The sequence below is a fragment of the Streptosporangium pseudovulgare genome, from assembly GCF_014648055.1.
GTDB lineage: Bacteria > Actinomycetota > Actinomycetes > Streptosporangiales > Streptosporangiaceae > Streptosporangium > Streptosporangium pseudovulgare.
On the sequence record NZ_BMQJ01000007.1, the window covers coordinates 56,297 to 71,520 of the forward strand.

The window sequence follows — 15,224 nt, forward strand, 5'->3', positions numbered from 1 at the left end:
AATGGTCGATCCCTGTCCGGCAGTGTTGTTCCTCAGGGAACCCCGAGGACGAATCCTGTCCTCACTTTCACCCGGAGGGTCGCATGAGGACGAAGATCACTGCTCCGGCCGTCGCCGGCGCCGTGGGGGCGGGCCTGCTGGCCGGCACCCTGCTCGCCGGCCCGGCGGGAGCCACGGTGACGCCGGCGTCGGCGCCGCAGACCGTCTCGCAGGCCGCGGCGGCCACGACACAGACCGCCGGCTCGCAGTACCACCCCTGCTACCGCTGCCACCGCTGGCACCGCTGGCACCGGTGGAACAACTGGGACGGCGGCTGGCGCTGGAACCGGTGGAACAACTGGAACGATTGGGGTGGCTGGTCCTGGTGACCGCGTTCATCCGTACGGCGGCCCGCCCGGACCGCCGTACGGACGGTCCTTCACCCCGGGGGCTCAGCGCCCGCGCATCAGGCCGTGGCAGGCGATGGCGGCCGCGGCGACCACGTTGAGGGAGTCGACGCCCAGGTCCATCGCCCGCGGGCTCATCGGGATGCAGACCGGTTCGTCGGCCTCGCGCAGCCAGCGTGAGGAGAGCCCGTCGCCCTCCGAGCCCAGCAGGAGCGCCACCCGCTCGGTCATGACGGCCCGGTCCATGGGCGTGGCCGACTGGTCGGGGGTCAGCGCCAGGGTGCGGAACCCGGCCGCGCGCAGCTCCGCCAGCCCGCCGTACCAGTCGGTCATCCGCGCGTACGGCACCGCGAACACCGCCCCCATCGAGACCTTCACCGACCTGCGGTAGAGCGGGTCGGCGCAGCGGGGCGACAGGATCACCGCCTCGACGCCGAGCGCGGCGGCGCACCGGAAGATCGCGCCGACGTTGCCGTGGTCGACGAGGTCCTCCAGGACGACGACCCGGCGGGGCCCTTCGGCGGACGGGCCGCCCAGGACCCCGGCCACGGAGGGCAGCTCCCTGCGTTCCATGGCCGCCAGCGCGCCCCGGTGCACCGGGAAGCCGGTGACCTCCTCCATGACGGCGTCGTCCACCACGTGGACCCGGTCGCCGAGGCCCTCCAGCACGTCGGAGAGGGAGGCGACCCAGCGGCGGGTCAGCAGCACCGAGCGCACCGGGTAGCCCGCGGCGACGGCCCGGCGGATCACCTTCTCCCCCTCGGCGACGAAGAGGCCGTGCCGGGCCTCCAGGCTCTTGCGCAGCTCGACGTCGCGCAGGTTGGCGTAGTCGGCCAGTCGGGGATCGGAGGCGTCAATCACCCTCGCATACTGCCACGACGGCTCCGCGCCGCCACCCGGCGGTCCGTCCCCCAGGAGCGGGCCGCGCCGCGTTCCGGCGGGAGCCTCGCGTACGCGCCCCCGTGACGCTCCGTGACATGTATGTTGCTGGGAGCTTCGTCGCGGAGATCGGGGGCGTCGTGACCGACCAGGTCGTGCTGTCACAGCCGGTGGCGGGAGACGGGTGGCTGCGCGACGCCCGGCGGGCCCGGCTCCTGTCGCTGGCGACCCTGGCGTGGCTGGGCGTCGAGAGTGTGCTCGGCCTGGCCGCCGGGCTGGGCTCCCACTCGCTGGCGCTGATCGGCTGGGGGGTGTCGTCGCTGGTGGAGGCGGCGGCCAGCCTCATCGTCGTCTGGCGGTTCACCGGGGCGCGCACCCGCTCGGCGGACGCCGAGGTCAAGGCGCGCAGGGCGGTGGCGGTCAGCTTCTGGGTGCTCGCCCCCTACCTGGTGCTCCATGTGGCGCACGACCTGGAGGCGGGGCACCGGGCCACGCCCAGCCTGCTGGGCGTGGTGGTGACGTCGGTCAGCCTGGTGAGCATGCCGCTGCTCGGGCTGGCCAAGCGGCGGCTCGGCGCGCGGCTGGGCTCGGCGGCCACCTCGGGCGAGGGCACCCAGAACCTGCTGTGCGCCGCGCTGGCCGCCGGGGTGCTCGCGGGGCTGGCGCTGAACGAGGCCGGCTGGTGGTGGGCCGATCCCGCCGTGGCGACGCTGCTGGCGGCGGTCGCCGTGCGCGAGGGCCGCCGGGCCTGGCGTGGGCACGCCTGCTGCCACCACTGAGGACCCGGGAGGGGCCCGGGACCCGCGATGCTCTCCGGGGTCGGCGCAGGTGCCGGGGATCCGGCATGAGCCCCGAGAGCCGGGAAAGCCCGCGAAGGCCTCATCCCGGCACACGCTGTGATCTCCGCACCACGAGTGGTGTTTCGCCGCACCGGTCATTCCCAGTACAGTTCCCTGCACATTGCAGGACATCTGCCTATAAGGTGACCGGCCAAGGCGCGTTCCGCACGCCGTGCCCGCCGTACCGGCGGGTCGGCGCGGCGGGTCTCCCGGCGTGGCGAGGCCGCCCGCGCGGACGCCGCCGGACGGCGGCTTCCCCGAGAAGGACGGGCCCGGCGCGGCCGCCGGGGCGGATCGGCGTGGCGTGCCCCAGCATCGGACTTCGAACCCCTGAGAGGGCATCGTGGGCGGACGCCACCGGACGGATGAACTCGACGACGGCAACCTCTCCCCCTCTCCCCGGCCGGCCAGGCGGCGCCGTACCCGGCCCGGCATGGTGCTCGCCCCGCTGGCCGGCGCGGTCGCGCTGGCCGTACTGCTGGGTGTAGCCGCCTTCGTGGTCGTCAACCGGGACCGGGGGTGCACCGGGGGGCAGGTCGCGGTGCGCGTCACCGCCTCGCCGGACATCGCGCCGGCCGTGTCCCGGATCGCCGAGCGCTTCACCAGGGCCCGGCACGACGTCGGCGGCCGCTGCGTCAAGGTCGCGGTGACGAAGGAGACGCCGGCGACCGTGGCCTCCGCGCTGGAGGACGGCGCCGGCACGCCGGGCGCGATGGACGTGTGGATCCCCGACTCGTCGCTGTGGGTGACCGGGCTGCGGGAGCGGAACCCCGGCGTGCCGGCCCCCGGCGCGTCGCTCGCCCGCTCCCCCGTCGTCCTGGCGGCGTCCGAGGCCGTGGTCGGCGACCTGCGGAAGAACCTCGGCGAGGTGAGCTGGCGCGGCGTGGTCGACGCCGCGAACGTCGCCAACGTCGAGGGGCCCGGCCGCAAGGTGCGGGTGCTCGCGCTCGACCCCGCGGCCAACGCGGCCGGGCTGGGCGCGCTCCTGGCCGCCTCCGGGGCGGCCACGGCGGCCGGGGCGAGCCAGGAGCAGCTCGCCGGCGCGCTGAAGACGCTGTCCGGCTCCGCGGTCCGCGACCCGGAGGCGCTGCTGTCGAGCCTCGGCGTCAAGGGCAGCCGCGCCCCCGTGGGCGTCGCCTCGGAGCAGGCCGTGTGGGCGTTCGGCGCGGTGGGCGGGCCCGAGGTCCCGGTCGTGCCGCTCTACCCGGCCGAGGGGACCCTCGACCTGGACTACCCGATGGTGGTCACCGGCGACGACCCGGCCGTGCGCCGGGCGGCGGCGGCGTTCGCCGCCGAGTTCGGCACCGAGGCGGCCCGCGAGGTGCTGCACGGCCAGGGTTTCCGCACCCCGGACGGTACGGCCGGCGCGGCGCTGTCCGCCGCCGGCGGTTTCAGGGCCGAGGCGCCCCGGCGGCTGGAGACGCCCGGCCCCGCGGAGATCGCGCGGATGACGCGGTCGTGGTCGCGGCTGAACCTCGGCACGCGGCTGCTGGCGCTGGTGGACGTCTCCGGCACGATGGCCCTGCCGGTCCCCGGCACCGGGCGCGACCGGATGGAGGTGATCTCCAGGATCGCCGTCGAGGGCATGCGGCTGTTCCCGCCCAAGAGCGAGATCGGCGTCTGGGAGTTCTCCACGGACCTCGACGGCCCGGGGGTGGACTTCCGGAAGACGGTCCCGGTCGGCCCGCTGGCCGAGCGCGTCGACGGCGTGCTCCGCAAGGACCTGCTGGCGCGGAGGCTCTCGGCGGTCCGGGCCGTGCCCACCGGCGACACCGGGCTGAACGACACGCTCCGGGCCGCCTACGAGCAGATGACCGAGGAGTACCGGAGCGACAAGATCAACACGATTCTGGTGCTGACCGACGGCGCGGGCAACGACGACCCCGGCGGCCTGTCCGACGCGGAGATCCTGAAGTACCTGCGCGGGGCCTACGACCCGGACAAGCCGGTCAGCATCCTGCTCATCGCCTTCGGGCCGGACGCCGCCCGGGGCAAGGCCCGGATGGACGCGCTGGCCAAGGCCACCGGCGGCGAGGCGTTCATCGCCAAGGACATCCTCCAGGTCCGCACGTTCTTTCTGGAGGGCATGCGGCGCCGCACCTGCCTGCCGGACTGCTGAGCCCTCCGGTCGTGAACGGCCCCCGCGACGGGCGTCGCGGGGCATTCACAACAGCCCCATCAATCACAGTTTTACCAGTTCATGCCGTGTCGGCATGGGATGGGGCGATCAGGACAACCCGCCGCCCGGGGGTGGCGTCTCCTACGCGTATGGGGTCTCGGGCGTGGCCCGTGAACGAACGAGCCCGTCCCGCGGGGAGGAATGTACGTGCCCGGATGGCCGGCCGTGGGCCGCACCGACGATCAGCGACTGGTGGAGGAGCTCCGGCGTGCCGACGCGACTGCGGCGGCACGCCTCTACGACTCCTATGCCGAACGTCTCTACGACTACGCCCGCTCGCTGCTGGGCGACCGTGACGGCGCGGCCGGCGACGCGGCCGGCGCCGTGCACGACGCCCTGGTCACCGCCCGGGAGCGGGTGGGCCTGCTGCGCGAACCGGGACGGCTGCGCCCATGGCTGTACGCGCTGACCCGGGTGGAGTGCGCGGAGCGGTCCCGGACCCCGCGGGAGCCGGCCCGCACCGCGGTGCTGGACCCCGGCGACCTCCCCGACGACCCGGGTGAGCGGGAGCTGGCCCTCCTGGTGCACGAGACCCTGGCCGAGCTGGGCGGGCAGGAGCGCGAGGCGCTGCTGCTGGCGGTCCGGCACGGCCTCGGCGCGGCGGAGGCCGGCGCCGTGCTGGGCCTGAGCTCCCGGCAGGCCGGCGCCCGCCTCGCCCGCGCCCGCGACCACCTGGAGAACACCGCCGCCGCGGTGGTGCTGGCCAAGGTCGGCCGGGCGCACTGCCCGGACCTGTCGGCCATGGTGGACTCCCTGGAGGGCCCGCTGCCGGTCGCGCTGCGCAGGCGCCTGTCGAGCCACATCGGCCGGTGCGAGGTCTGCGTGGAGCGGCGCGGCCGGCACGTCGCGGCCGAGCGGCTGCTCGACCTGGTGCCGGCGGCCTTCGCGCCGCTGTCCCTGCGCCGCCGGGTCGTTGCGACCTGCGTGAACCCGGAGCTGCGCGACGCCCGGGCCGCCGCGGCCCTGCCGGTCGGCCGCTTCGACCGGTCGGGGTTCCCGGTGTCCGCCGGGGAGCGCGGGGGGCGGCGCCGTACGGCGGGGGCGCGGCGCGCGAAGGCGGGCCGGGCGAGCGAGACCGCGGGCCGGGGACGCGAGGCCGCGGGCGGGGCCGCGCGGCGTGCCCCGCGGGGGGCGAAGCCGGCGGTCGTGGCGGCGGCGTGTGTGCTGGCCGCGACCGGGGCGATGGTGGCCGTCACCGGGGGCGGCTTCGCCGGCGGCCCGGCGCGTGGCGCCGCGCCCGCCGGGGAGCCCGCCGTGATCTCCCTGGAGCCGGGACCGGAGACGGACCCCTCCGAGCCGGTGCCCGATGACCCGGCGGACGCCGGGGAGACCGCGCCGGCGGCCCCGGAGCCGACCGGGGACGGGGAGGACGGGGAGGACGGTGGAGCGGACGGGGCCGGCGGGTCCAGGACGTCCGCCCCGGCCGTCCCCACCCCCTCGCGGGCCGCCGGCCCGGCCCGGCCGGCCCCGCCGCGGCCCGCTCCCCGGCGCAGCCCCTCCCGCCGCGCCTCCGCGACCCCGGCGGCCGGGCGGCCGGCCGTCTCGTGCCCGGCGGACCTCGGCAGGGGCGCGGGGCGGGTTCTCCTGACGGCGAGCGGAGGCGCGCTGTCGTGGTCGGCGTCCGCCTCGGGCGGGCTGGACGTCAGCCCCGCCTCGGGCCGGTTGGCGACCGGCGGAAGGGCTGTGATATGGGTCACAGCCGCCGATCCGAGCGAGAGCGGCTCCGGCCGGGTCTCCATCAGGGCCGCGGGCCGCACCCTCGGCTGTGCCCTTTCTTGGGAAGCTCCTGGTCAGGAGGAGGAAGACCCGCCGGGCGACCCGCTGCCCGTCCCCTCGTCCGACCCCTCGGCGGCCACCTCCGCGGACGACCCGTCGGCGCCGGAGGCGACCTGACCTCGTGACCTTCCGCCGACTCGATTCGGCACTTCCTTTTGCGATCCGGTAAACCAGGCACCTCTGCCAGGCGTCGGCATTGACGTGCAGTGAAGTGGTTGGTCACATGAAGTTGCGATCAACCGTGCGAAGACGAGATCGGATCGGGGAGCCAGGAGATGCCGGGTCACCGCGTGGTGCTCAGGTGGATCCTGGTGCCGGCCTGCGCCGCGGGCGCGGTGATCGCGCTGGCGGGGTTCGACACCCCGCTGCGTCCGGTATTGACGGGTTTGTTCATTTTGCTCACACCCGGGGTCGCCGTGGTAGGACTGTTGCGTGATCGTGACTCTCTTGCGGCAATATCGACTGGGGTAGCGGCAAGTCTGGTCATGAACGTTTCCCTTGCCACCTCGATGCTGATCCTTGACGCATGGTCGCCTCGCGCCGGAGTGGCGACGATCGCGGTGCTCAGCGGCTTCATCTACGTACTACGCCTGCTGCAGCCGAAGAACGCACGCTTGCAGACCGAACAGGGGGCCGGGTCGAAGTGAAGATCACCGTCGTGAGTCCGAGGGATCTCGGGGAGTCCGAGGCGTCACGGTGGCGCGAGCTCCAGAAAACCTCTCCCAGCCTCGACAATCCCTTCCTGTCGGTGGAGTTCACCCAGGCCATGGGCCGGCTGCGCGACTACGTGCGGGTCGCCGTGATCGAGGACGGCGGGACCGTCGCCGGTTTCTTCCCCTACGAGCGGCACGGCCTGGGCGTCGGCAGGCCGCTGGGCGGCTTCCTGACCACCTGCCACGGGCTGATCTCCGTACCGGGTCTGCGGCTCGACTCCCGCGAGCTCCTGCGGGGCTGCGGGATCTCGGCCCTCGAGTTCGAGTACCTGGTCCCGGGCCAGCCGACGTTCGCCCCGTACGAGACGGACGTGCGGCCGGCCCCGCTCATGGATCTCCGCGGCGGCTTCGACGCCTACATCGAGCAGGTGCGCGCCCAGTCCGCCAAGAACTACAAGACGGTCCGCTACAAGGAGCGCAAGCTCGGCCGCGAGCAGGGCGAGATCCGCTTCGAGTACGACTCCGCCGACCCCGCGACGCTGCGCACGCTGCTCGCCTGGAAGTCCGACCAGTACCGGCGGACCGGCCGCGTGGACCGTTTCGCCCAGCCGTGGATCGTCCGGCTCGTCGAGGAGCTGCACGCCCGGCCGTCGGCCGGCTTCGCCGGCGTCCTGACGATGCTCTACGCCGGTGACACTCCCGTCGCCGGGCACTTCGGCCTCCGTACGGAGACCACCCTCGTCGGGTGGTTCCCCGCCTACGACCCCGAGTACGCGCGGTACTCGCCCGGGATCATGCACCACCTGCACATGGCCGAGCACGCCGCCGCGGCGGGCCTTGAGCAGGTGGACATGGGCAAGGGCGGGCGCGAGTACAAGGACTGGCTCAAGACCGGCTCCGTCATGGTCGCCGAGGCGCGCGTCTCGCGGCCGTCCCCCGTCGCCGCCGCCCAGTGGCTGCGCCGGGTGCCGGTGAACCGGCTCCGCGCCGTCGTGGTGGAGAACCCCACGCTGTTCCGTGCGGCCGACCGGGTGCTCAAGGGCTACGGCCGGGCGCGGTCGAGCCTCCAGTCACGCCCCGCCCCGCGGGATGCCGGCCCCGCGTCGCAGCCCGCCGCGCCGGAACGATCCGCCGCACCGGAGCGGTCCACCGCGCCGGAACGGCCCGCCCAGGAGTCGTCGCGGACGCGCTGAACCTCCCGGCCCCTTTTCTCCCCTCCAGTCCCTGTCCCTGTCCCCAACGCAAGGCTCCCTCTATCGAAGTCGCGCCGTTCTCATTTCCCGAGTGAGGGCGAGCGGGCGGAAGGACCAAAGGAACATCCGTCATCATGAACCCTGACACCGTCAGACAGAACTCCAAGCAGCTCGGCGTGCTGCGCTCGGTGCCGCCCATCGAGCGCTTCACCCCCATCACCCCGCACGTGGCCGTCTCCCCGACCGTCAGCGTCGTCGTGCCCGCGATGAACGAGGCGGAGAACCTCCCGCACGTCTTCGCCACGCTGCCTCAGTGGATCGACGAGATCGTCCTGGTGGACGGCAACTCGGTGGACGACACCGTCGCCGTGGCCCGGCGGCTGCGTCCCAACGTGAAGGTCGTCACCCAACGCGGCAAGGGCAAGGGCGACGCGCTCTCGGCGGGCTTCGCCGCGTGCACCGGCGACATCATCGTGATGATCGACGCCGACGGCTCCACCGACGGCCGCGAGATCATCCAGTTCGTGGGCGCCCTGGTCACCGGCGCCGACTTCGTCAAGGGGTCGCGCTACGCCGCCGGCGGCGGCAGCGACGACCTGACCTTCAGCCGCCGGTTCGGCAACACGGTCCTGACCACGCTGGTGAACTGGTTCTACGGCACCCGCTACACCGACCTGTGCTACGGCTACAACGCCTTCTGGGCCCGGCACCTGCCGGCCCTCGACCTCGACTGCGAGGGTTTCGAGGTCGAGACGCTGATGAACATCCGCGCCGCCAAGGCCGGGCTGCGCATCCAGGAGGTTCCCAGCCACGAGCGGTGCCGGATCCACGGCCAGAGCAACCTGCACGTCGTCCGCGACGGCCTGCGTGTGCTGCGCACCATCCTGCGCGAGCGCTACCGGCGCCCGGCCGCCGCACTGCCGGAGCCCGCGACCACCCCCGCGGCGGACCAGGGCGCGGCATAACCATGAAGATCAGTGTCGTCATCTGCGTCTACACCGAGGAACGCTGGGAGGACATCCGGGCGGCCGTCCGGTCCGTGCAGGACCAGCGGCGCGCACCGTACGAGATCGTCCTCGTGGTCGACCACAATCCGGACCTGCATCTGAGACTCAAGCGGGAGTATCCGGACGTGGTCGTGGTGGAGAACACGCACCAGAAGGGCCTGTCCGGTGGCAAGAACACCGGCGCGGAGATCGCCACCGGCGACGTCGTGGCCTATCTGGACGACGACGCGGTGGCGGAGCCTGGCTGGCTGGAGGCTTTGGAGGAGGGCTTCCAGACCCCGTCCGTCGTGGGGGTGGGCGGGCTGACCAGGCCTCTGTGGGCCACGGGGCGCCGTCCCCGCTGGTTCCCCGAGGAGTTCGACTGGACCGTGGGCTGCACCTATCGGGGCATGCCCACGGTCCGGGCGCCGATCCGCAACGTCATGGGCGGCAACGCCGCCTTCCGCCGCGAGGTCGTCGGCGAGGTCGGCGGCTTCCACACCGGGATCGGCCGCAGCGTGCAGGGCCGCAAGAGCCGCCCGCTGGGCTGCGAGGAGACCGAGTTCTGCATCCGCCTGTCCCAGCGGCGCCCCGGCTCGGTGATGCTGTTCGAGCCGGGGGCGGTGATCGGCCACAAGGTCCCCGTCCCCCGGATGGGCTTCGCCTACTTCCGGTCGCGCTGCTACGCCGAGGGCCTGTCCAAGGCCCTGGTCGCCTCCAGCGTCGGCACCGAGGACGGGCTGTCGAGCGAGCGCAGCTACGCGACGAAGACGCTGCCCCTGGGGGTGCTGCGCGGCGTCGGCTCGGCGCTGCGGGGCGACCTCGCCGGTCTCGGCCGGGCCACGGCGATCGTGGTCGGCCTGGTCTGGACCGCCTGGGGGTACGCCGTGGGCACCGCGCGGCTGAGGCTGGGACGGTCATGACCGGCGTTCCGATCCTGATGTACCACTCGGTGAGCGACACCCCGAACGACGAGACCCGGCCGCTGGCCGTCTCGCCGCGGCGCTTCGCCGAGCAGCTCGGCCTGCTGCGCGACCGGGGCTTCACCCCGATGACGCTGTCTGACCTGGTCGCGGGCGTGCACCGGACCGGGAAGCTGCCGGCCAAGCCGGTGGCGATCACCTTCGACGACGGCTACGCCGACTTCCACAGCGAGGCGCTGCCGATCCTCGACCGGTTCGGCTACCCGGCCACGGTCTTCGTGACCAGCGGCTGGATCCAGGACGCCGGCCCCGACGAGGCCGGGCGCAGGCTGGCTCCGATGCTGACCTGGAGCCAGGTCCGCGAGGCCGTCTCCTGCGGCATCGAGATCGGCGGGCACAGCCACAGCCACCCGCAGCTCGACCAGCTCCCCGACGCCGAGCTCCGCAACGAACTGCGCACCAACAGGGCCCTCCTGGAGGACCAGATCGACCGCCCGGTGGCCACGATGGCCTATCCCTACGGTTACTCCAGCGCGCGGGTGCGCCGGGAGGTGCGCCGGGCCGGGTACTGGACCGCCTGTGCGGTGGCGAACGACGCCTTCGAGGAAGGCGACGAGATGCTCACGATCCCCCGTCTGACGGTCACCGAGCGGACGTCCATGACGAAGTTCGCCAGGGCCGTCGAGGGAGAGGGGATCCCGCTGCTCTATCTGCGGGAGCGGGCCCTCACCAAGGGCTACGCGCTGGTGCGCCGCGCGCGCTACGGGTTGCGCCAAGTCTCGACGAGGGCCGCGCGGGGGCGGGTAACGGCAGGTGAGTGACACGAGTCTCTCCGGCGGGACGACGGGGACCCGGGCGACGCGGGGCGGACCGCTGAAGAACCTCTGGAGCCGTCTTCCCAAGGACCTCAACGACCCCCTGCTGCGCAACGCCTACTCGCTGATCGTCAACGCGGGCGCCGCGGGCGCCCTGGGGCTCGCCTACTGGACGGTGGCCGCGCGGTTCTACGACGAGGGCGACTACGGCCGTTCCTTCGCGCTCATCGCCGCGATGCGCCTGCTCGCCGCGATGACCGCGTTCGGGTTCGTCGGCGCGCTGACCCGGTTCCTGCCCGAGGGCGGGCGGGCGACCGGGCGGCTCGTCGGCGCCGCCTACCTCGTGGGCGGCGGCGCGGCCGCCCTGGCCACCGGCTTCTTCCTGGCCACGCTCGACCAGTGGGGTTCCAACTACGGGAGCCTGCACGGGATCGGCACGGCCGGGTGGTTCCTGCTCTCGGTCGTCCTGTGGTCGGTCTTCACCCTCCAGGACGTGGTGCTCACCACGCTGGGCAAGGCCACCTGGGTGCCGCTGATCGGGGTGGGCGTCGGAATCGCCAAGATCGTCCTGGTGGCGGTGCTGGCCCCGGTCTTCCCCGGCACCGGGATCTTCCTGGCCTGGACGATCCCGGTGGCGTTCACCGTCGTGCCGATCAGCATCGCGATCTTCGGCAGGCTGTCCCCGCTGGCCGCCGCCCGGGGCGCCCACCGCGCCCCGCCCCGCCCGCGCCGCATCGGCCGCTTCCTCGCCGGGGACTTCCCCGGCACGCTGCTCACCCTCATCAGCGTCTATCTCATGCCGGTGATCGTGTCCGGCGGCGTCGACGCGGAGATGGCCGGATACTACGGCGCGGCCGTCACGCTCGTCGGCGTCTTCGACATGCTCGCCCTCAACATGGCCATCTCGCTGACCATCGAGGGCTCCGGCGACCCCTCGCTGCTGGCCGGCAAGTGCCGGCTCGCGCTGCGGCGGACCCTGATGCTGCTGGTCCCGGTGGTCACCGTGACCGCGCTGAGCGCGCCGCTCGTCCTGCGCCTGGGCTGGGGCGCCGCCTACGCCGAGCACGGGGCGGCGGTGATGCGGCTGCTGGCCCTCGCGTGCCTGCCGCACGCGGTGATCGAGATCTACCTCGGTGTGCTCCGCGCGCGCAGCCGGGTGCGGACGCTCCTGATGCTCCAGGCGCTCCTGTGCGTCCTGGTCGTGGGCCTGTCGTTCGTCTTCTTCCGGCTCTACGGCATCACCGGCGTGGGCGTCGGCACGCTGACCGCCCAGCTGGTCGTGGTGGCCATCGTCGCGCCCGGCCTGGTCTCCGTGCTGCGCGCGGCGCCGCGGGCCCCGGCCGCGGAGGCCGAGCTCTCGCCGGACGAGACCCCGACCCTGGTCATGATGATCGTGGACGCCCAGCCCACCGTGGCGACCGTCGCGTCGGCCGCCCACGACCCGGGCCGGGCCTCCGGGCGGGAGGCGGCGCCCGCGCGGCCCCGCGTGCCCCTGGTGGTGCGGGCCAGGGCCTGGCTGCCGCCGCTGATCACCGCCGAGGGGCTGGCCGTGGCCGCGCTCGCCGCCCTGTCCGGCGGCGCCCTGTCGTTCCCGTCCACCGCCGCGGCCGTCGCGGCCGCCGGTCTGGTGGTCGTCGCCTTCGCCGCCGAGCTGCTGATGAACCGCCGCCACCCGGTGCTGTGGACGCAGCTCGTCGCGGTCGCGGTGTGCCTGAACGCCACCGCGGCGCAGGCCGGTCCGGCCGCGGAGCTCGCCGGCCGGGTGACGCGCATCATGGCCACCGGCGAGGCCACGGGCGGCGACCTGCTGCTGGCCCTGCCGGCCTTCCTGGCGCGCGCCATGGGCCTGGCCGACCCCACCTGGCTGCTGGCGTGGGCGCCGGCCGCCTTCGCCGTGGCCGCGCTGGCTCCGGCCGCGCTGGCCGTACGGACGATCCGTCCCGGCGGGCGGCTGCGCTGGCCCGCGGTGATGCTGGTGACGATCGTCTTCCGGCTCGTCTCGGCGGGGTCCCCGCAGGTGGCCCTGGCCGTCCTGCTCGGCCTGTGCGTCGCCGCGCTGGCACTGGTGCCGGCGCGCAGGACCCGGCGCGGGCCCGAGCCGGCCGTCTCCACGACGGACGAGACCCTGAGAACGGCGGCCTGAACGGCCTAGACTGCCGCCGCGGGGCTCGACCTGCGTCCCCCCACAGCTCAAGCTCCATCGAAAGGACCCATCGTGAACGACTGGCCGGCGGTCACCGCAGTCATTCCCACCCGCAACCGCCCGGACATGCTCCGGGAGACGATCGGCTCGATCCTCGGCCAGGACTACCCGGGCGACGTGACCTGCATCGCGGTGTTCGACCAGAGCGACCCGGACGAGTCGTTCGTGTCCGACACCCCGGGACGCCGCGTACTGGTCACCCCGAACAAGCGGCAGCCGGGGATCGCCGGGGCCCGCAACACCGGCAGTCTCATGGCCGACGGCGAGCTGGTCGCCTTCTGCGACGACACCGACCTGTGGCTGCCGCACAAGCTCCGCGCCCAGGTGGCCGCGCTCGGCGACGGGCACTTCGTGACGTGCGGGGTCGAGCTGTTCAACGACCGCGTCTCCTACCCCAGGTCGATCCCCCTGACGTCGGTGACCCTGCGCGACCTGCTGAACAAGCAGCTCCCCACGATGCACCCCTCGACCTACCTGATGCGGCGCGAGGCGCTGGTGAACGGCTTCGGGCTGGTCAGCGAGGAACTGCCCGGCGGCTACGGCGAGGACTACGAGCTGCTGCTCCGCGCCGCCAAGATGGGGCCGATCGCCAACCTCACCGAGGTCGCGGTGCGGCTGCGGATGCACAACTCCTCCTATTTCTCCATCGTCGACACCAGCGCGACCATCTCCGAGGCACTGCGCTGGATGCTGGACCGGTATCCGGAGTTCTCCGGGGCGGGCGGCTACGCGCAGCTCGCCGGGAAGATCGCTTTCGCCGAGGCGTCCCTGGGCCACTCGTCGCAGGCGCTGCGCTGGATCGGCCGCACCGTCCGCAAGCGTCCCTGGGAGCCGCGCGCCTACCTCGCGCTGGCCGTGACCGCCGGGGTGCCCGCCGACGCGATCGTGAGCCGGCTGCAGCGGATCGGCCGCGGCATCTGACGGACGCGGGTCCCGCGACGGCGGGCCCGCGTCCGCGGTGAGACCGGAGCACCCGCCCCGGCGAAATCCAGCGGAATCCATGGGTCCACGGATTCACAGGAAACCGTAAGAAACGGCCGGAACGGCGATCACCTGCGGCTAAGCACGTTTCCTTATGCTCGCCATAACAACGGACGAGCATGATCTCATATAAAAATCAATTAAAACTCGAACGACCCGGAAAGCCGCGCTCTATGTTGATCATCACCGGTCCACCGGCCTCACCCACTCGGACGGATTCATGATCCAGCCTGGAAACAGAAAGCGCGCCGGAGCCGCGGCGAAGTCCCCGGCCTCACGGTGGCTGCTCGCCACCCTGGCCGTCGTCCTCGTGGTCGCGGCGGGCGTCTACGCGCTCGTCTCCAGGGGCGGCGGGAGCAACGAGGCCGCCGCGCCCCCTCCTCCCCCGACGGTCCCCGGGGAGAGCACCCCGCCCGCCTCGTGCGCCCCCACCGACAAGCTCGTGCCGCCCTGCGGGGCCTGGTGGGGCATGCACGTGCCGGTGTCCAGCGACGCCGAGCTCGTCTCCGGCGTGGAGGGCATCGAGAAGCAGATCGGCCGCAAGCTGGACGTCACTATCAGCTACCACGACATGTCCGACAGTGAGGCGGGGCGGTTCTTCCGGGACGGCGAGGTCGCGCTGAGCTCCGACCGCATCACGTTCCTCGGCTGGGAGTCGTCGATCTGGAGCGACAACCTCGACATCCCCTGGCGGGAGATCGCGGCCGGATATTACGACCAGGCCATCACCGACCAGGCCGCCCGGGTCAAGGCGTACGGCAAGCCCGTCCTCGTGGGCTTCGACGGCGAGAAGGACCGCGACGAGACCGGCCAGGACCCGAAGGACTACATCGCGGCCTACAAGCGCATCGTCGACGGCTTCCGCCGGGAGGGCGCGACCAACGCCGTCTGGGTCTGGGGCGTCACCGGCTACTACCCGTTCCGCGACCGGTGGAAGGCGTACTACCCGGGCGACGAGTACGTCGACTGGATCAGCTACGACCCCTACAACTTCGCCTCCTGCCGCAACGCCTCCTGGCAGAACTTCGAGGAGACCGTGAGGCCGACCTACGACTGGTTCCAGGAGAACGGCTTCGCGGGCAAGCCGATGATGCTGGCCGAGTACGGCACCGAGAGCGACAAGGGCGACTCCTCGGCGCGGGCCGACTGGTACCGCGACATTCCGAATGTGGCGAAGACCATGCCCAACCTCAAGGCGTTCATCCAGTGGAACAACGTCGACGGCGACTCCTGTGACTTCCGGCTGACCGGTTCCGGCGTCATGGAGGCGTTCGCCGAGGCCGGCCGGGACCCCTACTTCAAGCAGCCGGGCGCGGCCCAGGGCGACGCGGCGCAGGCCACGGGCTGAGCGACGGCATACCCGCCGTCCGGGTCGTCCCCGGGCGGCGATATGCCGGGAACGGGGTGGATC

General features: G+C 73.2%; 13 protein-coding genes. 12 read left to right on the top strand and 1 reads right to left on the bottom strand.

From position 1 onward, the window contains the following. Window positions 1-83 precede the first annotated feature (83 nt). Entirely contained in the window at window positions 84-368 is a 285-nt protein-coding gene (locus tag IEZ10_RS15580) for a hypothetical protein (RefSeq protein WP_189247223.1), read from the top strand. Window positions 369-431: 63 nt separating this feature from the next. Here IEZ10_RS15580 and IEZ10_RS15585 read toward each other — a convergent pair whose 3' ends face one another. Further along, window positions 432-1,247, bottom strand: coding sequence for a TrmH family RNA methyltransferase (locus IEZ10_RS15585; protein ID WP_189247224.1), 816 nt, complete (start codon window positions 1,245-1,247; stop codon window positions 432-434). A 116-nt stretch (window positions 1,248-1,363) separates the two neighbouring features. Here IEZ10_RS15585 and IEZ10_RS15590 point away from each other — a divergent pair, with 116 nt between their 5' ends. From IEZ10_RS15590 to IEZ10_RS15640, 11 genes are all read left to right on the top strand, one after another. Continuing rightward, window positions 1,364-2,044 (top strand): cation efflux transmembrane domain-containing protein, encoded by a 681-nt coding sequence (locus IEZ10_RS15590; RefSeq protein ID WP_189247225.1) that lies wholly within the window; start codon window positions 1,364-1,366, stop codon window positions 2,042-2,044. 403 nt (window positions 2,045-2,447) lie between these two features. Further along, complete coding sequence (locus tag IEZ10_RS15595; RefSeq protein WP_229811304.1) at window positions 2,448-4,223, top strand: substrate-binding domain-containing protein; 1,776 nt, start codon at window positions 2,448-2,450, stop codon at window positions 4,221-4,223. 207 nt (window positions 4,224-4,430) lie between these two features. Beyond that, the gene (locus tag IEZ10_RS15600) at window positions 4,431-6,176 is read left to right on the top strand and encodes a sigma factor-like helix-turn-helix DNA-binding protein (protein WP_189247226.1); all 1,746 of its coding nucleotides are present in this window, start codon (window positions 4,431-4,433) and stop codon (window positions 6,174-6,176) included. 158 nt (window positions 6,177-6,334) lie between these two features. After that, entirely contained in the window at window positions 6,335-6,706 is a 372-nt protein-coding gene (locus IEZ10_RS15605; RefSeq protein WP_189247227.1) for a hypothetical protein, read from the top strand. Window positions 6,707-6,717: 11 nt separating this feature from the next. Further along, on the top strand, window positions 6,718-7,905 hold the full coding sequence (locus tag IEZ10_RS15610) for a GNAT family N-acetyltransferase (RefSeq protein ID WP_308426276.1): 1,188 nt from the start codon (window positions 6,718-6,720) through the stop codon (window positions 7,903-7,905). Window positions 7,906-8,039: 134 nt separating this feature from the next. Continuing rightward, window positions 8,040-8,870, top strand: a complete 831-nt coding sequence (locus IEZ10_RS15615; protein WP_189247229.1) for a glycosyltransferase family 2 protein — start codon at window positions 8,040-8,042, stop codon at window positions 8,868-8,870. Between the two features lie 2 nt (window positions 8,871-8,872). Continuing rightward, the gene (locus tag IEZ10_RS15620) at window positions 8,873-9,814 is read left to right on the top strand and encodes a glycosyltransferase family 2 protein (protein ID WP_189247230.1); all 942 of its coding nucleotides are present in this window, start codon (window positions 8,873-8,875) and stop codon (window positions 9,812-9,814) included. Further along, a complete protein-coding gene (locus IEZ10_RS15625; RefSeq protein ID WP_189247231.1) occupies window positions 9,811-10,635 on the top strand; it encodes a polysaccharide deacetylase family protein in 825 nt (274 codons plus the stop codon). The genes IEZ10_RS15620 and IEZ10_RS15625 overlap by 4 nt, the downstream gene beginning before the upstream one ends. After that, window positions 10,628-12,772 carry a lipopolysaccharide biosynthesis protein gene (locus tag IEZ10_RS15630; protein ID WP_189247232.1) on the top strand — a complete coding sequence of 715 codons (2,145 nt, stop codon included), beginning with the start codon at window positions 10,628-10,630 and terminating at the stop codon, window positions 12,770-12,772. Before IEZ10_RS15625 ends, IEZ10_RS15630 begins: the two co-directional genes overlap by 8 nt. Window positions 12,773-12,844: 72 nt before the next feature. Next, window positions 12,845-13,753 carry a glycosyltransferase family 2 protein gene (locus tag IEZ10_RS15635; RefSeq protein ID WP_229811305.1) on the top strand — a complete coding sequence of 303 codons (909 nt, stop codon included), beginning with the start codon at window positions 12,845-12,847 and terminating at the stop codon, window positions 13,751-13,753. 280 nt (window positions 13,754-14,033) lie between these two features. Next, window positions 14,034-15,161 (top strand): glycoside hydrolase family 26 protein, encoded by a 1,128-nt coding sequence (locus tag IEZ10_RS15640; protein WP_189247233.1) that lies wholly within the window; start codon window positions 14,034-14,036, stop codon window positions 15,159-15,161. The last annotated feature ends 63 nt before the right edge of the window (window positions 15,162-15,224 follow it).

Bases quoted from the DNA above. Each gene is read 5' to 3' on its own strand.
- IEZ10_RS15620 (WP_189247230.1), top strand. From the start codon at position 8,873: ATGAAGATCAGTGTCGTCATCTGCGTCTACACCGAGGAACGCTGGGAG.
- IEZ10_RS15580 (WP_189247223.1), top strand. From the start codon at position 84: ATGAGGACGAAGATCACTGCTCCGGCCGTCGCCGGCGCCGTGGGGGCG.
- IEZ10_RS15605 (WP_189247227.1), top strand. From the start codon at position 6,335: ATGCCGGGTCACCGCGTGGTGCTCAGGTGGATCCTGGTGCCGGCCTGC.
- IEZ10_RS15615 (WP_189247229.1), top strand. From the start codon at position 8,040: ATGAACCCTGACACCGTCAGACAGAACTCCAAGCAGCTCGGCGTGCTG.
- IEZ10_RS15590 (WP_189247225.1), top strand. From the start codon at position 1,364: ATGTATGTTGCTGGGAGCTTCGTCGCGGAGATCGGGGGCGTCGTGACC.
- IEZ10_RS15625 (WP_189247231.1), top strand. From the start codon at position 9,811: ATGACCGGCGTTCCGATCCTGATGTACCACTCGGTGAGCGACACCCCG.
- IEZ10_RS15640 (WP_189247233.1), top strand. From the start codon at position 14,034: ATGATCCAGCCTGGAAACAGAAAGCGCGCCGGAGCCGCGGCGAAGTCC.